Source organism: Kitasatospora sp. NPDC089509 (assembly GCF_044749365.1).
Classification (GTDB): Bacteria; Actinomycetota; Actinomycetes; order Streptomycetales; family Streptomycetaceae; genus Kitasatospora.
Window position 1 is genome coordinate 259,398 of record NZ_JBIVHS010000008.1, and the last position, 22,391, is coordinate 281,788.

Annotated in this window: 22 protein-coding genes; 14 read left to right on the plus strand and 8 right to left on the minus strand. The window is 74.8% G+C overall.

Annotated elements, in window-relative coordinates:
• Positions 1-193: 193 nt before the first annotated feature.
• From glnII to ACIP4P_RS19865, 6 genes are all read left to right on the plus strand, one after another.
• Positions 194-1,216 carry a glutamine synthetase gene (gene glnII, locus ACIP4P_RS19840; protein ID WP_400920143.1) on the plus strand — a complete coding sequence of 341 codons (1,023 nt, stop codon included), beginning with the start codon at positions 194-196 and terminating at the stop codon, positions 1,214-1,216.
• A 222-nt stretch (positions 1,217-1,438) separates the two neighbouring features.
• Positions 1,439-2,065 (plus strand): hypothetical protein, encoded by a 627-nt coding sequence (locus ACIP4P_RS19845; protein WP_400920145.1) that lies wholly within the window; start codon positions 1,439-1,441, stop codon positions 2,063-2,065.
• A 236-nt stretch (positions 2,066-2,301) separates the two neighbouring features.
• A complete protein-coding gene (locus ACIP4P_RS19850; protein WP_400920147.1) occupies positions 2,302-3,399 on the plus strand; it encodes an LLM class flavin-dependent oxidoreductase in 1,098 nt (365 codons plus the stop codon).
• 124 nt (positions 3,400-3,523) lie between these two features.
• Complete coding sequence (locus ACIP4P_RS19855; RefSeq protein WP_400920149.1) at positions 3,524-4,057, plus strand: hypothetical protein; 534 nt, start codon at positions 3,524-3,526, stop codon at positions 4,055-4,057.
• Complete coding sequence (locus tag ACIP4P_RS19860) at positions 4,054-4,593, plus strand: hypothetical protein (protein WP_400920151.1); 540 nt, start codon at positions 4,054-4,056, stop codon at positions 4,591-4,593. Before ACIP4P_RS19855 ends, ACIP4P_RS19860 begins: the two co-directional genes overlap by 4 nt.
• The gene (locus ACIP4P_RS19865; protein WP_400920153.1) at positions 4,587-5,399 is read left to right on the plus strand and encodes an MOSC domain-containing protein; all 813 of its coding nucleotides are present in this window, start codon (positions 4,587-4,589) and stop codon (positions 5,397-5,399) included. Before ACIP4P_RS19860 ends, ACIP4P_RS19865 begins: the two co-directional genes overlap by 7 nt.
• A 45-nt stretch (positions 5,400-5,444) precedes the next feature.
• On the opposite strand, the gene cobC is transcribed toward ACIP4P_RS19865, so the two are convergent.
• Entirely contained in the window at positions 5,445-6,491 is a 1,047-nt protein-coding gene (gene cobC, locus ACIP4P_RS19870; RefSeq protein WP_400920155.1) for an Rv2231c family pyridoxal phosphate-dependent protein CobC, read from the minus strand.
• A complete protein-coding gene (locus ACIP4P_RS19875; RefSeq protein ID WP_400920157.1) occupies positions 6,488-7,924 on the minus strand; it encodes a cobalamin biosynthesis protein in 1,437 nt (478 codons plus the stop codon). Before ACIP4P_RS19875 ends, cobC begins: the two co-directional genes overlap by 4 nt.
• Positions 7,925-8,247: 323 nt before the next feature.
• Between ACIP4P_RS19875 and ACIP4P_RS19880 the strand changes: the two genes are divergently transcribed.
• The 4 genes from ACIP4P_RS19880 to ACIP4P_RS19895 all read left to right on the plus strand — a co-directional run bounded on the left by ACIP4P_RS19880 (position 8,248) and on the right by ACIP4P_RS19895 (position 12,658).
• Positions 8,248-9,195 (plus strand): alkaline phosphatase family protein, encoded by a 948-nt coding sequence (locus ACIP4P_RS19880; protein WP_400920159.1) that lies wholly within the window; start codon positions 8,248-8,250, stop codon positions 9,193-9,195.
• Positions 9,196-9,200: 5 nt separating this feature from the next.
• Entirely contained in the window at positions 9,201-10,592 is a 1,392-nt protein-coding gene (locus ACIP4P_RS19885) for an MFS transporter (protein WP_400920161.1), read from the plus strand.
• A gap of 30 nt (positions 10,593-10,622) precedes the next feature.
• Entirely contained in the window at positions 10,623-11,657 is a 1,035-nt protein-coding gene (locus tag ACIP4P_RS19890; protein ID WP_400920163.1) for a TolB family protein, read from the plus strand.
• A gap of 179 nt (positions 11,658-11,836) precedes the next feature.
• Entirely contained in the window at positions 11,837-12,658 is an 822-nt protein-coding gene (locus tag ACIP4P_RS19895; RefSeq protein ID WP_400920165.1) for a hypothetical protein, read from the plus strand.
• A gap of 64 nt (positions 12,659-12,722) precedes the next feature.
• On the opposite strand, the gene ACIP4P_RS19900 is transcribed toward ACIP4P_RS19895, so the two are convergent.
• Positions 12,723-13,703, minus strand: coding sequence for an EamA family transporter (locus ACIP4P_RS19900; RefSeq protein ID WP_400920167.1), 981 nt, complete (start codon positions 13,701-13,703; stop codon positions 12,723-12,725).
• A gap of 173 nt (positions 13,704-13,876) precedes the next feature.
• Here ACIP4P_RS19900 and ACIP4P_RS19905 point away from each other — a divergent pair, with 173 nt between their 5' ends.
• Both ACIP4P_RS19905 and ACIP4P_RS19910 read left to right on the plus strand, forming a co-directional pair.
• Positions 13,877-14,386, plus strand: a complete 510-nt coding sequence (locus tag ACIP4P_RS19905) for a MarR family winged helix-turn-helix transcriptional regulator (protein WP_400920169.1) — start codon at positions 13,877-13,879, stop codon at positions 14,384-14,386.
• 102 nt (positions 14,387-14,488) lie between these two features.
• Positions 14,489-14,941, plus strand: a complete 453-nt coding sequence (locus ACIP4P_RS19910) for a hypothetical protein (RefSeq protein WP_400920171.1) — start codon at positions 14,489-14,491, stop codon at positions 14,939-14,941.
• A 6-nt stretch (positions 14,942-14,947) separates the two neighbouring features.
• Here ACIP4P_RS19910 and ACIP4P_RS19915 read toward each other — a convergent pair whose 3' ends face one another.
• Entirely contained in the window at positions 14,948-15,610 is a 663-nt protein-coding gene (locus tag ACIP4P_RS19915) for a class I SAM-dependent methyltransferase (protein WP_400920173.1), read from the minus strand.
• 398 nt (positions 15,611-16,008) lie between these two features.
• Positions 16,009-17,187 (minus strand): FAD-dependent monooxygenase, encoded by a 1,179-nt coding sequence (locus tag ACIP4P_RS19920; protein WP_400920175.1) that lies wholly within the window; start codon positions 17,185-17,187, stop codon positions 16,009-16,011.
• A gap of 170 nt (positions 17,188-17,357) precedes the next feature.
• Between ACIP4P_RS19920 and ACIP4P_RS19925 the strand changes: the two genes are divergently transcribed.
• Positions 17,358-17,951 carry a TetR/AcrR family transcriptional regulator gene (locus ACIP4P_RS19925; RefSeq protein ID WP_400920177.1) on the plus strand — a complete coding sequence of 198 codons (594 nt, stop codon included), beginning with the start codon at positions 17,358-17,360 and terminating at the stop codon, positions 17,949-17,951.
• 46 nt (positions 17,952-17,997) lie between these two features.
• On the plus strand, positions 17,998-19,713 hold the full coding sequence (locus ACIP4P_RS19930; RefSeq protein ID WP_400920180.1) for a serine/threonine-protein kinase: 1,716 nt from the start codon (positions 17,998-18,000) through the stop codon (positions 19,711-19,713).
• 12 nt (positions 19,714-19,725) lie between these two features.
• Here the strand turns inward: ACIP4P_RS19930 and ACIP4P_RS19935 are convergent, their stop codons facing one another.
• The 3 genes from ACIP4P_RS19935 to cobO all read right to left on the minus strand — a co-directional run bounded on the left by ACIP4P_RS19935 (position 19,726) and on the right by cobO (position 22,389).
• The gene (locus ACIP4P_RS19935) at positions 19,726-20,271 is read right to left on the minus strand and encodes a chloramphenicol phosphotransferase CPT family protein (RefSeq protein ID WP_400920182.1); all 546 of its coding nucleotides are present in this window, start codon (positions 20,269-20,271) and stop codon (positions 19,726-19,728) included.
• A gap of 89 nt (positions 20,272-20,360) precedes the next feature.
• Complete coding sequence (locus ACIP4P_RS19940) at positions 20,361-21,773, minus strand: cobyrinate a,c-diamide synthase (RefSeq protein ID WP_400920184.1); 1,413 nt, start codon at positions 21,771-21,773, stop codon at positions 20,361-20,363.
• A gap of 10 nt (positions 21,774-21,783) precedes the next feature.
• Positions 21,784-22,389 carry a cob(I)yrinic acid a,c-diamide adenosyltransferase gene (gene cobO, locus ACIP4P_RS19945; protein ID WP_350511591.1) on the minus strand — a complete coding sequence of 202 codons (606 nt, stop codon included), beginning with the start codon at positions 22,387-22,389 and terminating at the stop codon, positions 21,784-21,786.
• Positions 22,390-22,391: the final 2 nt, after the last annotated feature.

Consider the following 22,391-nt stretch of genomic DNA (forward strand, 5'->3'; position numbering starts at 1 on the left):
GCCGCCGGGCGGCCGTTCCTCATCCTTTTGGTCACTCCGGACGGCGGGAGTGCCACGCCTGGCACTCCCGCACCGTGACCGTGTCGATGCGGACGGTTGGTTCACATGCGCGTTACACGAGAGGAACAACCGGGAAACGGCGACTTGCGACGCTACGCGGGCACCCACCACCCAGCAATGCGAGGGACACGTCGTGGCAATCAAGGCCGAGTACATCTGGATCGACGGCACCAAGCCGACCGCGAAGCTCCGTTCCAAGACTCGCGTCCTGCCCAACGCCGACAAGATCCCGACCTGGGGCTTCGACGGTTCCTCGACCAACCAGGCCGAGGGCCACGCCTCGGACCGCGTGCTGGAGCCGGTGAAGGTCGTCAAGGACCCGATCCGCGGTGGCGACAACATCCTCGTCCTGTGTGAGGTCCTGGAGACGAACGGCACCCCGCACGAGTCCAACACCCGTGCCCTGCTGCGCGAGGTCGAGGAGAAGTACACCGCGCAGGAGTCGATCTTCGGCATCGAGCAGGAGTACACCTTCTTCAAGGGCTCCCGCCCGCTCGGCTTCCCGGAGGGCGGCTTCCCGGCCCCGCAGGGCGGCTACTACTGCGGCGTCGGCGCCGAGGAGGTCTTCGGCCGCGAGATCGTCGAGCTGCACCTGGACCGCTGCATCGACGCCGGCCTGGCCATCTGCGGCATCAACGCCGAGGTCATGCCCGGCCAGTGGGAGTTCCAGATCGGCCCGGTCGACGCGCTGACCGTCTCGGACGACCTGTGGATCGCCCGCTACCTGCTCTACCGCACCGCCGAGGAGTTCGGCATCGACGCCACCCTGGACGCCAAGCCGGCCCGTGGCGACTGGAACGGCGCGGGTGCCCACACCAACTTCTCCACCAAGGCGATGCGCGAGGGCTACGACGCCATCATCACCGCCTGCGAGTCGCTCGGCTCCTCCCAGGAGAAGGTGCTGGAGCACGTCACCCAGTACGGCGCCGACATCGAGTCCCGTCTGACCGGCAAGCACGAGACCGCCCCGTGGAACGTCTACAGCTACGGCGTCTCCAACCGCGGTGCCTCGGTCCGCATCCCGTGGCAGGTCGAGGTGGAGCAGAAGGGCTACATCGAGGACCGCCGCCCGAACGCCAACGTCGACCCCTACGTGGTCACCCGCCTGCTGATCAACACCTGCTGCGAGGCCCTGGAGAAGGCCGGCCAGGTCTGATCCCCGCGCCCTCCTGAGCGCCCCGCCGGGCCTCCCCTCCACCTGGAGGGGAGGCCCGGCGGTCGTGCGTGCGGCACCGGGGCGGACGGTGGGTGGACGGTTGAACTCGGCGGCCAGGAAGTCCCGTTGCTACCGGTGAGGGCCGTCCGGAACGGCCGCGGGGGCTTCTCCCCGTCGACCGGTCGCCGGCCGGGGCCCGAACAGTCGCACTCAGGAGCGCGCATGAACAAGTTCAAGGTGGCCCTCGGGTCCACCGTCGTCCTCGCGGGCATCGGGCTGGCCGCCGCACCCCTCTCGGCCGCCGCGAGCAGCCCCGGCGCGGCCTCGCCGGTCCCGCGGGTCACGGTGCCGGCCGTTCCGGCACCCACGGGTCGTCCGATCACGCCGGGCGTGCCCGCGAAGCCGGGCAAGCCGGGCACGGTGCGCGCCCTGGCGGTCGAGGCCGACGCCGCCACCGTCGAGGCCGTCGACGCCGGCGGTGTCGATGCCGGCGGCGGCACGCTGCAGCCGGCGCCTTCTCAGTGCAGCGACCCGGTGTTCGGCGGCAACTTCCTGTGCGGCGGTTACTACGGCCCCACCGGCGCGACCTTCTTCGACTTCCGCGACGGCACCCGGCTGATCCTGGTGATCGGCACCAACCACCAGGTGTACACCCGGTCGACGATCGCCAACTCCACCAAGCTGACCGCCTGGAAGTCCCTCGGCGGCAGCATGGACGGCCGGCTGGGCATCTCCGCGCAGTCCATGAACGGCGCCTTCCGCTTCGACGTGCACGGTACCGACGGCCGCTGGTGGTCCCGGGCCCGGGACGTCGACGGCACCTGGACCGGCTGGAGCTCGCGGCCGTAGTGCCACCCGGCCACCCGGCCACCCGGCCGCCCGGAGCGGCCGGACGCCTCTTGAACGAGGAGGGGGAGTCCCGGAGAATCGGTCCATGACCACTCCGGGCCGCCCCCTCCTCGTGCGCCGTCTGTACGTGGACCTGGCGCGGGTGTGGGCGGCCGGCTGTCGTCGTCGGTGAGTTCGCGGGTTCTCCGAAACACCACCGACGTCAGGCAGTACCGGCCGCAGGAGTGTGTCCGTTCATGGCTCTCACCTTCCACTGGTTCCTCCCCACCAACGGCGACAGCCGGGGCATCGTCGGCGGCGGGCACGGTTCGACGCCCGGGACGGCCGGCTCCGACCGGCCGCCGAGCATCGCCTACCTGGGCCAGGTCGCCCGCAGTGCCGAGCAGTTGGGCTTCGAGGGGGTGCTGACACCGACCGGGGCGTGGTGCGAGGACGCCTGGCTGACCACGGCGATGCTGACCCAGGTGACCGAGCGGCTGAAGTACCTGGTGGCGTTCCGGCCCGGGCAGATCAGCCCGACGCTGGCGGCGCAGATGGCGGCGACCTACCAACGGCAGTCCGGCGGGCGGCTGTTGCTCAACGTGGTGACCGGCGGCGAGTCGGCGGAGCAGCGGGCGTACGGGGACTTCCTGGACAAGGACGCCCGCTACGCGCGCACCGGGGAGTTCCTGGAGATCACCCGGCGGCTCTGGGCGGGGGAGACGGTCGACCACGACGGCCCCCATCTGCGGGTCGAGCGGGCGAGGTTGAACCGGCTGCCCGATCCGGTGCCGCCGGTGTACTTCGGCGGCTCCTCCCCGGCGGCCGGGGACGTCGCGGCCCGGCACGCGGACGTCTACCTGACCTGGGGCGAGCCGCCCGGCCAGGTGCGGGACAAGATCGGCTGGATCCGTGAGCTGGCCGCCGCCCGGGGCCGGTCGGTGCGGTTCGGGATCCGGCTGCACGTGATCACCCGGGACACCTCCGCCCAGGCCTGGGCGGAGACCGAGCGGCTGCTCGCCGGGATGGACCCGGGCCGGGTCCGGGAGACCCAGCGGGCCCTGGCCGAGAGCGAGTCGGAGGGCCAGCGGCGGATGCTCGCGCTGCACGGCGGCTCGTCGGAGCGCCTGGAGGTGTACCCGGGGCTCTGGGCCGGGATCGGGCTGCTGCGCGGCGGCGCGGGGACGGCGCTGGTGGGCAGCCACCGGGAGGTCGCGGACCTGGTCACCGAGTACCACGAGCTGGGGATCGACGAGTTCGTGCTGTCGGGCATGCCCCACCTGGAGGAGGCGTACTGGTTCGGGGAGGGCGTCCTGCCGCTGCTGGCCGGCCGCGGCCTGTGGCGCCGGCCGTGACCGGTGCCGGTCGTGACCGGTATCGGTGGGGACCGGTGCCGGTCGGGAACGGTGCCGGCCGTGACCGGTGATGGCGCCTGCAAACCGCTGGTCAATTCCGCACGGCCACCGGAGAATTCACGACATGACCCAGCAGCCCCTGCTCCTGCTCGACGTGGACGGACCGCTCAACCCCTATGCCGCGCCCCGGCTGCGGCGGCCGGCCGGCTACGACAGCCACGACCTGATGCCCAGCTGGTGGGCCCGGCGGCAGAGCCGGCGGGCCGAGGGCGAGGCGAAGCCGCTGCGGGTGTGGCTGAACCCGGGGCACGGGCCGGAGCTGCTGTCGCTGCCGTACCAGCTGGTGTGGGCGACCACCTGGATGGACGAGGCCAACGTGCTCATCGGCCCCAACCTCGGGCTCCCCGAACTGCCGTACATCCCGTGGACGGAGCTGTTCGCCGAGGACCCGGAGGGGCTGCACTGGAAGACCAGGGACGTGGTGGCGTGGGCGGCCGGGCGGCCGTTCGTCTGGGTGGACGACGAACTCGGCCCGCAGGACGCCGCCTGGATCTCCGCCCACCACCCGGCCCCGGCGCTCACGCTGCACGTCAATCCCCGGATCGGCCTGCTCGCCGAGGACTTCGCGACCCTGCGGGACTGGGCGGCCGCCGCGTGACCGGGCGGCCGTTGCTCCTGCTCGACGTGGACGGGCCGCTCAACCCCTACGCCGCCCAGGACACCGACTGCCCCGAGGGCTACGGCACCCACCGGCTGCTGCCCGAGTCCTGGGTGGCCCGGCACGCGCCGCTGCCGCGGGCGGAGGTGGAGCCGCTGCGGGTGTGGCTGAACCCGGAGCACGGGCCGGAGCTGCTGTCGCTGCCGTACGAGCTGGTGTGGGCGACCACCTGGATGGACGAGGCGAACACCTTCATCGGTCCGCGCCTCGGCCTGCCCGAACTGCCGTACATCCGCTGGACGAACCTGTTCGGCGAGGACCCGGGCGGGCTGTACTGGAAGACCAGGGACGTGGTGGCGTGGGCGGCCGGGCGGCCGTTCGTCTGGCTGGACGACGAGCTCGGGCCGGCGGACATCGAGTGGATCGCGGCCAACCATCCGGGGGAGGCGCTGCCGCTCTGGGTCGACCCCCGGGCCGGCCTGCGGGAGTTGCACTTCGCGGCGCTGCGGGAGTGGGCGGAGGAGTCGCCGTGCTGAGCGAGGAGCAGGTCGGGCGGGTCGAGCGGCTGCGCCGCTATCCGGTCAAGTCGCTGCTGGGCGAGGAGCTCTCGGCGGTGACGGTGGACGGCCGGGGGCTCGCCGGGGACCGCGGCCGGGCGCTGCTGGACGTGGCGAGCGGCCGGGTGGCCAGCGCCAAGAACCCCCGCCGCTGGGCCGGGCTGCTGGACTACTCGGCGGCCACCGCGGCGGACGGCCGGGTGGCGATCACCGGCCCAGACGGGCGTTCCGTCGACGAGGCGGAGCTGTCCGAGACGTTCGGCCGCAAGCTCACCCTGATCGCCGAGCGCCCGCCCGGCGCGACGGTCGAGCGGGCCGTCCCGGAGGAGGTGCTGGCGCACGGGATCGAGGCGGAAGTCCCGGTGACGCTCAGCGAGTTGGGGCGCGCCGCAGAGGCGGGCGGCTTCTTCGACTTCGCTCCGCTGCACCTGATCACCAGCTCCACGCTGGCGGCGGTGGGCGTCGACGCGGAGCGCTACCGGCCGAACCTGGTGATCCGCACCGAGGGCGAGGGCTTCGTCGAGAACGCCTGGGTGGGGCGGGAGTTGGCGATCGGGGAGACGCTGCGGCTGCGCATCGTGGCGCCCACCCCGCGCTGCGCCGTCCCCACCCTGCGGCACGGCCCGCTGCCCCGGCGGACGGAGGCGCTGCGGGTCCCGGCCGAGCGCAACCGGCTGGTCCCGCTGGAGGGCATGCCCGCGCTGCCCTGCACGGGGGTGTACGCGCAGGTGCTGGCGCCGGGCCGGGTCGGGGCCGGTGACGTGGTCAGGCTCGGGCCGGGCTGAGGGCTGAGGGCTGAGGGCTGAGGGCGGGGGGCGGGGTGGCCCGGCTCAGGCCGGACCCAGCACCTGCTGCAGGGCGGTGAGGAAGCGGTCGGTGGTCCCCTCGTCCCGGACGGCGATCCGCAGCCAGTCCTCGCCGAGGCCGGGGAAGGTGTCCCCGCGCCGGACGGCGAAGCCGTGCTCGCGCAGCCGCTCGCGGACCGCCGCCGCGCCCGGCAGCCGGACCAGGACGAAGGAGGCGGCCGGCTCGCCGTGGATCCGCAGGGTCGGGAAGGCGGCCAGGCCCTTCACCAGGTAGTCGCGCCACAGGGTGAGTTCGGCGGCCGCCCGGTCCGCCTCGGCCAGCGCCGCCGGGCCGCTGCAGATCTCGGCGGCGGCCAGCGCCGGGGTGGAGACCGGCCAGAGCGGCTGTGCGGCGCCCAGGGCGGCGATCAGCGGCGCCGGGCCGAGCACATAGCCGATCCGCAGTCCGGCCAGGCCCCAGGTCTTGGTGAGGCTGCGCAGGACGACGACCTGCCCGGGCAGGTCCCGGACGGCCGCGAGGGACTCCCGCTCGCCCGGCACGGTGTCCATGAAGGCCTCGTCCACCACCAGGGTGCGCCCGGGGCGGGCGAGTGCGGCGACGGCCTCGGCGGGGTGCAGGACGGAGGTCGGGTTGGTCGGGTTGCCGAGCACCACCAGGTCCGCCTCGGCGGGGACGGCGGCCAGCCGGAAGCCGTCCTCGGGGGAGAGCAGGACCCGGTGCACCCGGTGTCCGGCGTCCCGCAGGGCGGCCTCGGGCTCGGTGAACTGCGGGTGGACGACGGCGATGTGACGAGCCGTCAGTACGCGGGCGAGCAGCACGAAGGCCTCCGCCGCCCCGGAGGTGAGCAGCACCTCCTCGACCGGGCGCCCGTGTCGGGCGGCCACCGCGGCGCGGGCGGCGGACTGGTCGGGGTAGGCGGCGAGGGTGCTCAGGGTGGCGGCCAGGTGCTCGCGCAGCCAGGGCGGGGGCGTGCCGGTGCGGACGTTGACGGCGAGGTCGACCAGGTCGCGGCCGTCCGCCCGCACCTCGGCGTCGCCGTGGTGGCGCAGGTCGGGCTCGTGGGCCGTCATGCGCGGGCTCCGTCCGTGGGGAGGTCAGGGGTTTCGGGGGTCTCGGGCAGGCTGTGGGGTCCGGGCAGGCCGGGGAGCTTCGGGGTCTCGGGCAGGCCGGGGACCCGGTGGAGCTCGTACGCCCCGGGCGGGACGGTGAGCCCCGCGCCGTCGCCGAGCGCGACCAGGGCGACCGCATGCCCGTGCGCGGCCAGCGTGACGGCCGCCCCGAGGTGGTCGACCACCTCGCCGGCGCCGTCCGTCGGCACCCCGGCCCGGTCCAGCACCTCGCCGCGGGTGTTCCGGACCGACCCGGGCTCGGGCACCGCGACCCGTCGGGTGCCCGGCCGGAGCAGTCCGGCCACCGCCTCGACCGCCGCCGGCCGGCCCACCACCACGGAGGCGCGCCGCAGTTCGGTCAGCGCGCGCGGGACCAGCAGGTCGTGGTCGCCCGGGCCGAGGCCGACCAGGGCCAGTCGCCCGCGCACCGCGGCCCGGGCGATCGCCACCGTGGCCGTCGCCGACTTCCGCTTGGGGACGACGAGTTCACCGCCGCCCGCGCTCGCCAGCGCCGCCGCCTCGGCGACGCTCGCGGTGCCGACCGCCGTACCGACGGCCTCGGACGGGTTCGGCACGGTGAGCCGGGCCAGCTCCTCCGCCGGGTGCTCGTCGACCGGCACGTTCAGGCAGCGGGCGGCCCAGCGCACCGCCGGGTGGTCGCCCTTGCCCGCCACGGTGGCCACCCGGGCGATCGCCGGGCGCAGATGGCCGGTCTCCTTGAGCACCTCCGTCAACAGCCGCATGGCGTCGGCCGGTTCGGCGGCGCTGCCGGCGCCGATGCCGACCACCAGGGTGCGCGGGACGACCAGCAGGTCGCTGCCGTCCGGGTCCTCCCGGTCGGTGATCCGCAGCACCGGGGCGTCCTCGGGCGCGTCCGGCCGGACGTTCGGGGGCAGTGCGGGCAGCGGGTACGGCACCTCGGCGACCAGCCGGACCGGCCGGCCGTCGGCGGCCGCCTGCCCGGCGGCCGCGCCGCCGCCCCGCCAGTAGCGGACGGCGTGCGGGGTCAGGACGGCCAGTGGGTCCTCGGGGGCGGGCAGCGGGCCGGTGAGCACCGGGGTGACGCCGAGGGCGGCGGCCACCTCGTGGGCCAGCTCCTCGGCGGAGTCCGTGTGGGCCAGCGGGATGATCCAGCGTCGTCCCGGGTCCAGGCAGAGCACCTCGGTGTCGCTCGGGCGGGCGACGAGCCCGCCGGTCAGCAGCCCGACGACGGTGGCGAGCGGGCCGACGGCGATCACCTGCCGGTGGCGGTCGAGCGCGAACTGCATGGCCTCCGGCGCCTGGAAGCAGTTGCCGCGGGAGGCCCGGTAGACGTGGCTGCTCTCCGGCCAGTGGGCCTGCAGCTCGTCGGCCAGCGGGCGGCCCGGCCCGTGGATGGCGACCAGTCCGATCACGTCCCGCACTCCTTGCCGTCCCCGGCCCTGCGTTCGTGGGCCCCCGTGATCCCACCACGGGCGGCCGAAAGGGGTCAATCGCGGCGGGTGTGACCTCCGCCGCCAGGCCCGGCGCGGTGCCGGGTACGACCTCCGCGGAGGCGCCGGGTACGGCGCCGGGCGGGACCTCCGTCGCAGGTCCCTTCGTGTCCGGTCACTCCGTACGGGCACGGCCTCGCAGCTGTTCGCCTGTTCTTCACTTCTCTTGTGCGGTACACGTCACTGCCGCGATCCTACTGTTCTCGGCGCTCCCGTCCTGGGAGCCCCGACAACCGGAGGACCCCATGGCCTTCGCACGACTCCGCAAACACGGCACCCCCACCGCCGCCCCCACCACCGACCCGCGCCCCGCCCGTGGTCGCAAGCTCCGCCCGATCACCGCCCTCGCCGCCGGCCTCGGCCTGGTCGCCGGCTCGCTCGGCCTGTGGGCCGCGAGCGGCGACGCGGCCGCCGACACCGCGGCCGGCCTGCCCTCGCCCGACCACATCATCGTCGTGATGATGGAGAACCACGCGTACTCGCAGGTCATCGGCAGCTCCGATGCGCCGTACTTCAACAACACCCTGGCCGCCGGCGGCGCGACGCTGACCCAGTCGTTCGCGCTCACCCACCCCAGCCAGCCCAACTACTACATGATCTTCTCCGGCAGCTCGCAGGGCGTCACGGACGACAGCTGCGTCGACGTCGGCGCGCTCCAGCAGCCCAACCTGGGCTCCGAGCTGCTCGCCGCCAACCAGACCTGGGCCAGCTACAACGAGGGCCTGCCGGGCGTCGGCGCCACCGACTGCAGCAGCGGCAACTACGCGCAGAAGCACAACCCGTGGTTCGGCTTCGGCAACGTGCCCACCTCCAGCGCCTACGGCATGGACGCCTTCCCGACCGACTACACCACCCTGCCCAAGGTCTCCTTCGTCGTCCCGGACCTGTGCAACGACATGCACGACTGTTCCGTGAGCACCGGCGACTCCTGGCTGCAGAGCAACCTCGACGGCTACGCCCAGTGGGCCAAGAGCCACAACAGCCTGCTGGTCGTGACCTTCGACGAGGACAACCGGCTCGCCGGCAACCGCATCCCGACCATGGTCTACGGCGCCCACGTCGCCCCCGGCAGCTCCACCGCCACCACCTACAACCACTACGACGTGCTGCACACGCTGGAGGACCTGGCGGGCGTCAACGCCCACGCGGGCAACTCCGCGAACGCCTCCGACATCACCGGCATCTGGAACTGACGCCCGTGTACGTCGCGGACTCCCACAGCTCGAAGGCCCCCGTCGCACCGGCCACCGGCCCGGTGCGGCGGGGCGCCGCCCTGCGCTCCGTGCCGGGGGCGGTCCTCGCCCTCGGCGCCGTGAGCATGGTCACCGACATCTCCTCCGAGATGGTCAACGCCGTCCTGCCGCTCTACCTGCTCACCGGACTCGGCCTCTCCCCGCTCGGCTTCGGTCTGCTCGACGGCATCCAGAACGGCTTCAGCGCCCTGGTCCAGCTGGCCGGAGGCTACCTCGCCGACCGCCGCGGCCGCGACGGGACCGCCCGCCACAAGACGGTCGCGGCCGTCGGGTACGGGCTGTCCGCGCTGTGCCGGCCACTGCTGCTGTTCGTCCACACCGTGCCGCTGATCGGCGCCGTCATCGCCGCCGACCGCACCGGCAAGGGCCTGCGCACCGCACCCCGGGACGCGATGATCTCGCTGGCCACCGAACCCGCCCACCGCGGCCGGGCGTTCGGCGTGCACCGGGCGATGGACACGGCCGGCGCGCTGCTCGGACCGCTCACCGCCTTCCTGGTGCTGCGGCTGGCCGGCGGGCCGCTGCTCGCCGACGGCGGCGAACGGCACGGCTACGACGCGGTGTTCGCCGTCAGCGCCTGCGTCGCGGTGCTGGGCGTGCTGATCCTGCTGCTCTTCGTGCCGAACCGGCTGAGTGCTGACGCATCGTCAACCACCGCGCCGACACTGCGGAGCAGCCTCACCCTGCTCCGTCTGCCCGGGCTGCGTAGGCTCGCCCTGTGCGCCGTGCTGCTCGGCCTCACCACCGTCAGCGACTCCTTCCTCTACCTGTTGATCCAGCGCCGACTCGGCCTGTCCGTCAACCTGTTCCCGCTGCTGCCGCTCGGCACGGCCGCCGCCTTCCTGCTGCTCGCCGTGCCGCTCGGCTCGCTGGCCGACCGGGTCGGGCGCCGCCGGCTCTTCCTGCTCGGGCACGGGGTGCTGCTGCTGGCGTACGGGCTGCTGCTCTCGCCGTTGCGCGGGCTGCCGGCGGTGGTCTGCGTGCTGGTGCTGCACGGCTCGTTCTACGCCGCCACCGACGGGGTGCTCGCCGCCGCGGCGGCCGACACGGTGCCGGTCGAGCAGCGCGGCGCCGGGCTCGCCCTGGTCGGCACCGGGCAGGCCCTGGCCCGGTTCGCCTGCTCGCTGCTGTTCGGCGCGCTGTGGAGCGTGGTGGGCGGCTCGACCGCGCTGGCCTGGTCGGCGGGTGCGCTGGCGCTGTGCGTGGCTGGCGCGGCGGTGGTGCTGCGGACGTCCGAACCCGCCGGGCGCGCCGTGGCGGCTGGACCCGTGGCCGTGGAACCCGTTGCCGCTGGACCCGTTGCCGCCGAGCCCGTTGCCGACGAGAAGCGCTCGTGAATCCGGAGCGCTCGTGAACCTGGAGAGTCCGTGAACCTGCAGAGCAACCGCAGCCGGGTGATCGTGCTGCTGCTCGCCGTCCTGGTGCTCGGCGCGGTCGGCACCGGCGCCGTCCTCTACGCGGCCGACCGCACCGCCGAACGCGGCCGCACCCAGGCCGGCGGGCCGCCCGTCAGCCCGGGGCCGGTCTCCCTCGACGTCCCGTCGAACGGGCGGCAGTTGCTGTTCCGCAACATGGCCTGGGGACCGCACCGGGACGAGATCACCACCGTCCCGGCCGACCGGCCGGACGGCCCGCGCACCGCCTCCGGCACCCAGTGCCTGCGCTTCCACGCCGCCGCGGGCACCGGCATCTGCCTCCAGGCCCAGCACGGCGCGCTGGACGACACCTACCGCGCCGTCGTCCTCGACGACCACCTGCACGCACGGCGCGCCTTCCCCGCCGCCGGCATCCCCACCCGGGCCCGGGTCTCCCCGTCCGGGCACCTCGCCGCCTGGACGGTCTTCGTCAGCGGCGACTCCTACGCGGGCACCAACTTCTCCACCCGCACCTCGATCGTGGACGTGCGGGACTGGAACCTGCGGGAGAACCTGGAGGACTTCGCGGTCGTCAAGGACGGCCACCCGTACCAGGCGCACGACATCAACATCTGGGGCGTCACCTTCGCGGACGACAACACCTTCTACGCCACCCTGGCCAGCTCCGGGCAGACCCACCTGGTCCGCGGCGACCTCGCCGCCCGCACCCTCACCACGCTGCACGACAACGTCGAATGCCCCTCGCTCTCCCCGGACGGCACCCGCATCGCGTACAAGAAGCGCGTCCCCGGCCTGCCCGCCGACTCCCCGTGGCGGCTGTACGTGCTCGACCTGGCGAGCGGGACGGAGACCGCCACCGCCGAGCAGCGCAACATCGACGACCAGGCGCTCTGGTCGGACGGCGGCGCGCTGCTCTACGCCCTGCCCGGGGACTACGGCGCCGACCTGTGGACCGTCCCGGCCGACGGCTCCGGCGCTCCCCGGCTGGTCACCAAGGCCGCCGTCGCCCCCGCCTACCTGGGCTGAGGAACTCTCCGCTACGGTCCCACGTCGAGCAGAGTGTGACGTCCTGATCGCAGGTGTCGGACGATCGTCCCGGACGGACGATCGTCCGAGACATCTGTCCGAGACGTTTGTCCGGGACTGCGGTCCGGGACGATCGTCTCGATCGGACGTCCTGAGCGAAACGGGGGAGCGAGCAAACCGTGGACGGCATCCCGCCCGAGCGCATGGTCACCGATTCCTGGCCGGCCCTGCACGGCCGGCCGGTCCTGCGGCGCACCGTCGCCGTCGGACTGGTGCTGTGCGTGTCCGCCGGCGCCGCCCTGGTGGTGCGCGGCGTCAACGCGCTCACCATCGGCCGGGTCGGCCGGGACACCGACCGGGACCGCGCCGAGCGCCTGGCCGGCCTGCACCCCTCCCAGCACCCCGGTGCCGGTCGCTACTACGTCCCGGTCGGCGCCGTCTACACCCGGACCTCGGACGGCGCGCCCGTCGCCTACCTGCACTACCGCCTCGGCGGCGGCAGGGAGCCCGGCCTCGGCGAGTTCCTGCGCACCTACGACCTCCCCGAGCCCGGTCCGGCCGCCCCGCTGCCGCCGGACCTCGCCGCCGCCCTCGGCGGTGACGAGCCGGCCGAGGCCCCGGAGCTCCCGGAGGCGCCGGCCTCCGAGACGCCCACCGCGAGGCCCTCCGCGACGTCCACCGTGCCGCCCACCGCGACGCCCACCCCCGAGCCGGCCGTCGTCGCGTCCGACCCGCCGCCGACCGACGCCGCCCCGGACATCGCCGAGGGCCCGGACGCGACCGGCGACGGGGATCCGGAGGACGGCACGCCCGACCCGAGCCCCACCCCGACCTGGACCCCCACCCCGACCTGGACCCCGACCCCGACGTGGACCCCCACCCCGACCGCGACCCCGTCCGCCGTCCCCACCCACGCCCCGACCGCCCGTCGGATCTACGTCGCCACCGTCCCCGGCGGCCTCCCGGGCGCCGCCGACATCTACATCCGCGCCACCGGCTGACCCGCCCCGCCGGGCAGCGGCCGGGCGGGGCGGGGGTGCGGGGTGCGGGTCCGGGGCGGGGCCGTCAGCGGGCGGCTGCCGCCTGTCGTACGGGCGTGTGTGCCGCGGCCGTCTCGACCCCGGCCGTCTCGACCTCGGCAGCCTCGCCCGCGGCCGCCTGACCCACCGCGGCGGTGGCCGTGGCCGTCCCGCGGGCCGGGGCCTGGCCGATGAGCATCGCCCCGAGGGCCAGCACCAGGCCGAGCACCTGCCACGCGGTGAGGGTCTGGCCGAGGACGACCAGTCCGCCGACCGTGGCCACCACCGGGTTGATCAGCCCCAGGAAGGACGCCGGCCCGGCGCCGAGCCGCTCGATGCCGCGGAACCACAGGACGTACCCGACCGCGGTGCTGAACAGGCCGAGGTAGGCGAAGCCCGCCAGGTTGGCCGCGCTCAGGGCCGGCGGCGCGCCCTCGACCAGGGCCGCGAGCGGGACCAGGAAGACCGAGCCGGCCAGCAGCTGCCATGCCGTGAGGTCGACCATGGTGGCGCCCTCCGGGCGGCCCCAGCGGCGGGTGAGGACGGTGCCGGTGGCCATCAGTCCGATCGCGGCGACCATCGCGGCGATCCCGACGCCGTCCAGCGCGGCCCCGCTCTTGAGTACCAGCAGCGCCACCCCGCCGACCCCGACCACTCCCGCGAGCAGGGCCCGTCGCCCGGGCCGGACCCGGAGCACGCCGATCGAGAGTCCGGCGACCAGCAGCGGCTGGATCGCCCCGATGGTGGCCGCGACGCCGCCGGGCAGGCGGTAGGCGCCGACGAAGGTGAGCGGGAAGAACAGCCCGATGTTGAGCATCCCGAGCACCGCCGCACGCCCCCACCAGCGCCCCCTGGGGAGCTTGCGGCCGATCAACAGCAGCAGGAGCCCGGCGGGCAGCGCCCGCAGCGCGGCGAGCAGTAGCGGGCGGCCCTCGGGCAGCAGCTGGGTGGTGACCAGGTAGGTGGTGCCCCAGGCGGCCGGGGCGAGTGCGGCGGCGGCGGCGATCCCTGCGCGCTTGCGGTCCATGGTGTTCCCGATCCCCTCAACGTTGATTATCTGAACGTTGAGATATTTCTACGCCCCGGGATCCGTGAACGTCAAGTATATGAATGTTAAGATATCTACGACCGGTGGACGGGGACCGGCGAACGACGAGCGGCGGACGGTCGCCGCACGGAGCCCGAGGGAGATGGCAGGCCATGCAGCAGCGCGACACCGTCGACGACATCGCCGACCAGTGGGCCAGGAACCGCCCCGACCTCCCGCTGGAGGCGATGGCCCTGATCGGTCGGCTGCGGCGGCTGAACGCCCGGGTCGACAACGCCCTGCGCGAGTACTTCCTCACCTGCGGCCTGGACTCCTCCGAGTTCGACGTCCTCGCCACCCTGCGGCGCTCCGGCGAGCCCTACGAACTCAACGCCCGGGCGCTGCTGAAGTCCGCCATGGTCACCTCCGGGGCCATCACCAACCGGGTCGACAAGCTCTCCGCCAAGGGCCTGGTCGAACGCAACCCCTGCCCGACCGACCGCCGAGCCGTCCTGGTCCGCCTCACCCCGGCCGGCAAGGAGCTGATCGACGCCGCCCTGCCCGGCCACATCCGGAACGAGGAGTCCATCCTCGCCGCCCTCGACGCCGACGAGCGCGCCCAACTCGACGTCCTGCTGCGCAAACTGCTCCTCGCCCACGGCGACACCGAGCGGCTCGGCTGAACCGGTCCGGGCGCTCCCCGCGCCCCGGTGGGGTGGTTCGCGTGTCCACCACCCGTCCGGCCGCGTTATCCCGGTGGGCCACCGCACCGGAGGAGAGGGCCGATGAAGCGCAAGACCCCCAGGGACATCGCGGTCGACGACCAACTGCGGGCGGCGGGCGCCGAGGGCGCCCAGTGGCTCGCCGCCGCCGGCTGGGGCCCGCCGGTGAAGGTGCCGCTGCAGAACGCGGCCAAGTGGCAACGGGACACCCGGGACCGGATGCTGGCCGCGCAGCAGGACGAGTCCTGCACCTGGTGCGACCACCTGCTGTACGGCGGCCCGCAGCCCGTCGTGGTGCACGCCGAACACCCGACCCACCTGGTCTGCCGCGCCTGCTCGGTCATCGCCCGGCCCCGTCGGCGCTGCCTGGACTGCGGGGGCCCGGCCGACTCCACCTCACCGCTGGACGGCCGCGAGGACGTCTGCATGGGCACGGTGGCGATCTACACCCGGCTCCGCTGCGTCGCCTGCTTCCGCGCCGACCCGCTCAACGGGACCTTCGGCAGCGCCTCCTGACCTCCGCTACCGGTCGGCGACCAGGGCGTAGCGCTCGTCCGTCACCGGGCCGCCCCACAGCTCCGCCTCCCCGCTGAGCGGCACGATCCGCAGCCGCGCCACCAACGGCCTGACCGCCGCGGCGAGTTGCTCCGCACCGACGCCCCCGTCCCAGGGCAGCCGCCCGGCACCCGCGACGTACGGCTCCACCCGCCCGCCGGCCTCGCGCCAGCGCCCCTCGACCAGCACCAGCCGCCCGCCGGGCCGGAGCAGCCGCACCCAGGCGTCCAGCGCCCGCTCCGGCTCGGGCAGGGTCCAGACCAGATGGCGGCAGAGCAGCACGTCGAAGCCGCTCTCCCGGACCGGCGGCGCGCCCGCGTCGCCCACCAGGAACCGCCCCGGCAACCCGGCGGCCGCCAGCTTCGCCCGGGCCCGCGCCACCATCCGCGGGGCCAGGTCCACCCCGGTCACCCGGTGCCCGTTCGCCGCCACCAGCTCCGCCAACGAGCCCGTCCCGCAACCGACATCGAGCACCTCCACCGGACCCGCCGGCAACCACTCCCGGATCCGCCGCACCCAGGCCTCCCGCGTCCCGGCCGCCCGCAGCCCGTGATCCGGCTCGTCGTCGAAGCTCGACGCCGCCGCGTCCCAGTACGCGCCGATCGCCCGGCTGCCCCGCCCGTCCGTCATGCTGGCCATCCTCCCAACCGCCGCTGACAATCGGTCTGTTGGTGCGGCCCGCCCACCTCGCCCGGGCTGCTCCCCGCGAGGCGTTCAGTGCCTGGGTGTCAGTCCCGTGGGGGAACGGCCGCCGCCAACTCCCGGCGGACGGCGGCGAGCGCCTCCGCCGGATCGACGGTTCGCGACACGTCGACACCGTCGACGACGAACCGTCGGGCCCCCGTTCCGGCCCGTGTCGAGCTGGACGCGCTCCTCTGCGTCGACCGCGGGGAGCTCGCGGGCGAAGCGGCGGACGGCGTGGGGGAAGCCTCGGGCGCGTCGAAGTCCGAGAGGCGTCCGGCTCGTGGGGTCAGTTCGACGCGCTCCCCGCCGGCCGGCTCAGGCCGCCGGGAGCGGCCGGCCCCCGTTCACGCCCCGCCGGTCAGCGTCGGCGGCTGCCAGTCGTAGATGCCCGCGGAGCGGCTCAGCAGGGCGCGGGTGGGGAGGAGGCCGGCCAGGGTGAGGGCGGTGGTGCGGAGCAGGGTGGCGGCCGGGGTGCAGAGGGCGACCAGGTTGCCGGTGCGGCGGGAGGCGGTGACGACGGCGGTGGTGCGGGGGAGCCGGGCGGCGGTGTAGGCGGGGAGAGCGGTGGCGAGGTCGGTGGCGGGGGCGAGCGGGGCGGCCAGCACGAGGGCGTCCTCGATGGCCTGGCAGGCGCCCTGGCCGAGGAACGGGCACATGGCGTGGGCGGCGTCGCCGAGCAGGACGACCCGGCCGTGGTGGTACGCGGGCAGCGGGTCGGCGAGTTCCCGGACGTCGTTGCGGAGCACCCGGTCGGGCTCGGCGAGGGCGAACAGCTGGGGGACGGGTGCGCACCAGTCGCCGAACAGGCGCTGGAGTTCGGCCCGCTCGTCGTCGGCCGCCCGGGCGCCGGCCGGGGCGAGGGCCGCGCCGTAGACGTAGACCCGGCCGTCGGCGAGCGGGACGATCCCGGCGAGTCGGCCGCGGCCCCAGACCTCGCCGGCGGCGGCCGGGCGGCGGGCCGGGGTGACGATCGCGCGCCAGGTGGTGAAGCCGCTGTAGCGGGGGCCCGGGTGGTGGGGGAAGAGCAGGCCGCGGGTGGCGGAGTGGATGCCGTCGGCGGCGACGACGAGCCCGGCGGGCCGCTCCCCGTCGCCGGTGCGGACGACGGCGGGATGCCGTCCGCTGCCCGGGTCGACGACGGTGGCGGGGGAGTCGGTGCGGACGGTGCCCTCCGGCAGGGCGTCCACCAGGGCGGCGATGACCTCGGCGCGGGCGACGGCGGCGACCGGGTCGCCGAAGTGGGCCTCGACGGCGGCGGTGCTGGTGCGGGCGAGCCAGCGGCCGGAGGGGTGGCGCACGCCGATGGCGGGGTGCGGGGCGGCGAGGGCGCGCAGCCGGGGGCCGACACCGAGCCGGTCGAGGGCGCGCAGCGCGTTGGGGGCGAGGGCGAGTCCGGCGCCGACCGGTTCCAGGGAGGCGGCGCGTTCGTGGACGGTGACGGGGACGCCCTGTCGATGGAGGGCGAGGGCGGCGGTCAGGCCGCCGATGCCGCCGCCGATGACGATCGCCTGGTGCAGGCCCATGAGGGACTCCTCTTGTCGCACGAGCTGGCAACGAACTGCTCACTACGGGTGTAGTGAGGGCTGTTCCGGCACCGTACTACACATGTAGTTGCCCGTAAACTACGACTGTAGTGAGTTGGGGGAGCTCGATGAGTTGGGGGAGCCCGAAGGGAAAGGCCATGATCGGACCCATGACGCCCCCGCGCCCGACCCTGATCGCCGACGCCGCCATTGACCTGATCGCCGACGCCGGCCTGCGCGGCCTCACCCACCGCGCCGTGGACGACGCGTCCGGCCTGCCGGCCGGCTCGACCTCCAACCTGGCCCGGACCAGGGCCGCCCTGCTGGAGCTGGTGCTCACCCGGATCGTCGAACGGGAGACCGCCGACTACCCGGTGTTCGCCGAGGGCGGCCGGTCGCCCTCCGCCGTCCCGCCGCGCGAACTCCTGGCCGGGATCGCCGCCGAGGCGCTCTTCCAGGCGCTCACCAGCGGTCGCCGGCTCACCCTGGCCCGCCTGGAACTCGCCCTGGAGGCCACCCGCCGGCCCGAACTGCGCGCCGTCTACGACCGTTTGGGGGCACGCTTCGCCGACCTCGCCGCCGACCTGCTCGCCCGGGCCGGCTCCACCGACCCGGAGCGCGACGCCCGTCGGCTGATCCGCTGGTGCGACGGCGTGCTGTTCAACGCGACGGCCGGCAGCGGGCACTGGCACGTGCCGATGCCGGAGGAGCTGCGCGCGGAGATCGACCGCTACCTCACCTCGCTGCTGGGTGGGGACGCCTGACGGGCCGCCGCCTATACTCCGTGTGCTCGATCAGCCAGGGGGAATCATGCTGAGCACGTTGGACGTGGCCGTACTGATGACGATCGGTGCGGCGTTGCTGCTCCGGCTGGTGACCCTGCCGGTGCTGGTGCGCTCGCAGACGGCCACTCGGCGACGGGCGTTGGCGGCGACCGGCGCCGATGCGACCGCCGGTGCGCCGGGCGGCACCGGTGCGACCGTCGGCGAGTTGGCGGTGGGCCTGCTGGGCGCGGCGGGGCTCGTGGTCTTCGTGTCCGCCAACGTCCTGGGGGGTTTCAACTCCAGAGTGCTGCAGCAGTCCTTCGACCCCGCCAACGCCAGGTACATCGCCTACCCGACGCACACGGCCCTCAGCCTGGCCCGGATCGAGTACATCAGCGTCTTCGTGGTCTGCCTGCTGCTCTGGCTGCTGTTCTGCCACCTGACCCAGCGCAACCTGCTGACCGTCGGCCTGCCCCGGGAGGTCTGGACGTCCAGCGGGACCCGGCGCCGGGTCATCGGCCTGCTCGTCCTCCGGGCGGCGCTCGGACTGTTCCTCCTGCCGGTCGCGCTGGTCGTCGCCGCGGCGTTCTACCAACTCGTCGCCGTCCTGGTGAGCCGCAAGCCCAAGCCGGTCGGCGACGACGCGGCGGGTGCCCGGGCGGGCGGGTCGGCCGACGCGGCGCAGGCGTTCCAGGCGGCGCTCGCCGCGCAGAACCCGTACGCCCCGACGGCGCCGCCGCAGACGCCGTACCGCCAGCCGCAGGCGCCCTACGCCCAGCCGCAGAACCCGTACGTCCCGACCCAGTTCACGCCCCCGGCGCCTCCGGTCCCGCCCGCCCCGCCCGTGCAGCCCGCCCCGCCCGTCGGCCAGCCGTTGAGCGCCCACGAGCCCCGCACGATCGGCGGCTATCAACTCCTCGGCCGGATCGGCTCCGGCGGCATGGGCACGGTCTACCTCGCCCGCCGCGAAGGCTCGGCGACCCAGGTCGCGCTGAAGACCATCAACCTCGAACTCCTCGACGACGCCGACCTGTTGCGCCGCTTCCAGCGCGAGTCCGAGGTGCTGGCGATGGTCCCCGGCGCCTACACCGCCCGGGTGCTGGACAGCGGGGTGGACGCCGGACGCCCCTACCTGGCCATGGAACTGCTGGACGGCCGCCCGCTGGACGCCCACCTGCGCGAGCAGGGCCCGATCCGCTCCGCCGAGGCACTGCGCGCCCTCGCGCTGGCACTGGCGGTCGCCCTGTCCGGGGTGCACCGCCTCGGACTGGTCCACCGGGACCTCAAGCCCGCCAACATCATGCTGACCACCGCCGGCCCGCGCCTGCTGGACTTCGGCATCGCCGCGATCGTCGACGGCACCCGGCTGACCGCCACCGGCGGCGGCCCGGGCACCCTGACCTACATGGCGCCGGAGCAGTTCGGCGACGAGCGGGTCGGCCCGGCCGCCGACATCTGGGCCTGGGCGTGCTGCGTGGTCTGCGCGGCCCACGGGACCAGCCCGTTCGCCGCGACCAACACCGGAGCGGTGATCCGCCGGATCGTCGACACCGGACCCGAACCCACCGCACTCGCGGCGGTCCAGGCCCTCGACCCGACCCTGGCCGCCGTCATCCACCACGCCCTCTCCACCGACCCGGCCGCCCGCCCCGCCGACGGCACCGCCCTGCTGGCCGCACTCGCGGCAGCCCAGCCGACGGCACCGGACCCGACCGCCGTCCACGAGCAGATCACCCGCGGCTGGCAGACCCTCACCCTCTAGGGCCTGTCCGGCTCAGCTCCCGGTCGTCATCCGCGCCAGGATCAGCCCCGCGCACTCGTCCACCGAGGCCCGCGAGCTGTCGACCACCAGGTCGTACCCGACCCCCTCGTGCACCGACTCGGCCTGCGCCGCGGCCATCCCGCCGACCCGGTCGCCGCGCGCGGCCTCCCGGGCGGCGGCCACCGCCGGGTCGCAGCGCACGCCGACCCAGAGCACCTCCAGGTCCGCCAGCGCCGCGCGCCACCGCTGCTGTGAGGCCGCCCCGCCGAGGAACACCTCGTCCACCACGATCCGGGCCCCGGCCCGGGCCATCGCCGCGACGCCCAGCGTCCAGGCGGCGTCCAGCCGGGCGAAGACCGGCCCGACCTCCACCGTGCCGTCCCCGTCGTCCAGGCCGCCGATGCCGTCGCCGCCGCCGAGCAGCCACGGCGGCAGCGCGCTCACCATGGTGTCCGCGCCGAGGTGCAGCCAGGGCTCCGGCAGCAGTTCCTGGAGGCGTCGGGCGATGCTGGACTTGCCCGAGCTGGAGCCGCCGTTGAGAACGATCACATGAGGCATGCGGGCATCCTAGGAGTGCGCGGCACGCCTCGCCCCGGCATTAACCGCAGGCGTCAGCCGGTGCTGTCCCGCCGGCCGACGCCGTCCCGTCAGCCGGTGCTGTCCCGCCGGCCCGCGCTGAACTCCGCCGCGGCCGCCGCGAAGGAGACGGCCAGCGCGGGCGCCCCGGCCCAGTGCAGGTGCAGGTACGAGGCGTGCACATTGCCCGCGGCGAAGCCCTCGGTGCGCGGCCCGGTGGGCAGCCGCCAGCCCCAGGCGGGGTGGTCGCCCGCGCCCGGCTCGCAGACCGTGCGGTGGAACTCGTGCCCGCGCACCCGGCTGCCGGCCGGGGCGAGCGGGGAGTCGTGCAGGGCGACGGCCTCCCGGTAGCCGAGGGTGAGCCGTTCGGTCATCCGGGCGCTGGTGTCCAGCACCCCGCACATCGGCAGGCCGTCCAACTCCCGCCCCAGGTACAGCAGTCCGGCGCACTCGGCGGCGATCGGCCCGCCGGCCGCGGCGAACGCGGCGATCGCGTCGCGCAGCGCGGCGTTCCCGCTCAACTCCCGTACGTACAGCTCCGGGAACCCGCCGCCGATGACCAGCCCTGCCGTTCCCGCCGGCAGCGCCGAGGCGTGCAGCGGGTCGAAGGGGACCACCTCCGCGCCCGCCGCGCCGAGCAGTTCGGCGTTCTCGGCGTACGAGAAGGAGAACGCCGCGCCGCCCGCCACCGCGATCCGCGGCCGTCCGCCGAGCGACCCATCGGATCCCCCGACTCCGGCGACCGGCGCGACCTCCGCCGAAGGGTCCCACGGCTCCGCGTCCAACTCCGGCGCGGTGCGGGCGAGTTCCAGCAGGGCGTCCAGATCGACCGAGGCCGCGACCAGCGCCCCCATGTCCGCGACGGCCCGCAGCGCCTCCGCCGAGCGCTCCACCGCCGGGATCAGTCCGAGGTGGCGGGACGGCGTGGCCACCGCCGCCGAGCGGCGCAGCGCGCCCAGCACGGGCACTCCGGAGCCCTCCTCCAGGGCCTCGCGCAGGAGTTGCTCGTGCCGGTCGGAGGCGACCCGGTTGAGGATCACCCCGGCCAGCCGCACCTGCGGGTCCCAGGACGCGAAGCCGTGCACCAGCGCGGCCACCGAGCGGGACTGCGAGGAGCCGTCCACGACCAGCACCACGGGCGCCCGCAGCAGCTTGGCCACGTGCGCGGTGGACGCCAGCTCGCCCCGCCCGGAGGCCCCGTCGAACAGGCCCATGACCCCCTCGACCACCGCGACGTCCGCCCCCGCCGCGCCGTGCAGGAACAGCGGCGCGATCCGCTCCGGCCCGCACATGAAGGCGTCCAGGTTGCGGCCCGGCCGCCCGGCGGCCAGCGCGTGGTAGCCCGGGTCGATGTAGTCCGGGCCGACCTTGTGCGGCGACACCGCCAGCCCGCGCGCGGCGAGTGCCGCGATCAGGCCGGTGGCGACGGTGGTCTTGCCGGCCCCGGAGGAGGGCGCGGCGATGACGAGGCGGGGAACGTTCACTGGTGCGGGACTACCATTCGATGCCGCGCTGGCCCTTGCGGCCGGCGTCCATGGGGTGCTTGACCTTGGTCATCTCGGTGACCAGGTCCGCGACGTCGGTCAGCGCCTCGGGCGCGTACCGGCCGGTGATGACGACGTGCTGGCTGCCCGGGCGGTCCCGGAGCACGGCGACGACCTCCGCCGGGTCGATCCACCCCCAGTGCATCGGGTAGGTGAACTCGTCCAGCACGTAGAAGCGGTAGGTCTCGGCCGCGAGGTCCCGCTTGACCTGCTCCCAGCCCTCCTTGGCCGCCTCCTCGCTGGTCATCTCCTGCTCGGCGGAGCGCTGGATCCAGGACCAGCCGGAGCCCATCTTGTGCCAGTCGACGGTGCCGCCCTCGCCGGAGGCGCCGAGCACGCGCAGCGCGTTCTCCTCGCCGACCTTCCACTTGGCGGACTTCACGAACTGGAACACCCCGACCGACCAGCCCTGGTTCCAGGCCCGCAGCGCCATCCCGAAGGCGGCCGTGGACTTGCCCTTCCCGGGGCCGGTGTGCACGGCGGTGATCGGCTGGGTACGGCGCTGGCGGGTGGTCAGGCCGTCGTCGGGAACGCTCTCGGGAACACCCTTGGGCATGT

Bases quoted from the DNA above. Each gene is read 5' to 3' on its own strand.
- ACIP4P_RS19930 (WP_400920180.1), top strand. From the start codon at position 17,998: ATGCTGAGCACGTTGGACGTGGCCGTACTGATGACGATCGGTGCGGCG.
- ACIP4P_RS19935 (WP_400920182.1), bottom strand. From the start codon at position 20,271: ATGCCTCATGTGATCGTTCTCAACGGCGGCTCCAGCTCGGGCAAGTCC.
- ACIP4P_RS19850 (WP_400920147.1), top strand. From the start codon at position 2,302: ATGGCTCTCACCTTCCACTGGTTCCTCCCCACCAACGGCGACAGCCGG.
- ACIP4P_RS19845 (WP_400920145.1), top strand. From the start codon at position 1,439: ATGAACAAGTTCAAGGTGGCCCTCGGGTCCACCGTCGTCCTCGCGGGC.
- ACIP4P_RS19855 (WP_400920149.1), top strand. From the start codon at position 3,524: ATGACCCAGCAGCCCCTGCTCCTGCTCGACGTGGACGGACCGCTCAAC.
- cobO (WP_350511591.1), bottom strand. From the start codon at position 22,389: ATGCCCAAGGGTGTTCCCGAGAGCGTTCCCGACGACGGCCTGACCACC.
- ACIP4P_RS19900 (WP_400920167.1), bottom strand. From the start codon at position 13,703: ATGGACCGCAAGCGCGCAGGGATCGCCGCCGCCGCCGCACTCGCCCCG.
- ACIP4P_RS19915 (WP_400920173.1), bottom strand. From the start codon at position 15,610: ATGACGGACGGGCGGGGCAGCCGGGCGATCGGCGCGTACTGGGACGCG.
- ACIP4P_RS19920 (WP_400920175.1), bottom strand. From the start codon at position 17,187: ATGGGCCTGCACCAGGCGATCGTCATCGGCGGCGGCATCGGCGGCCTG.
- ACIP4P_RS19905 (WP_400920169.1), top strand. From the start codon at position 13,877: ATGCAGCAGCGCGACACCGTCGACGACATCGCCGACCAGTGGGCCAGG.
- cobC (WP_400920155.1), bottom strand. From the start codon at position 6,491: ATGACGGCCCACGAGCCCGACCTGCGCCACCACGGCGACGCCGAGGTG.
- ACIP4P_RS19910 (WP_400920171.1), top strand. From the start codon at position 14,489: ATGAAGCGCAAGACCCCCAGGGACATCGCGGTCGACGACCAACTGCGG.
- ACIP4P_RS19880 (WP_400920159.1), top strand. From the start codon at position 8,248: ATGGCCTTCGCACGACTCCGCAAACACGGCACCCCCACCGCCGCCCCC.
- ACIP4P_RS19925 (WP_400920177.1), top strand. From the start codon at position 17,358: ATGACGCCCCCGCGCCCGACCCTGATCGCCGACGCCGCCATTGACCTG.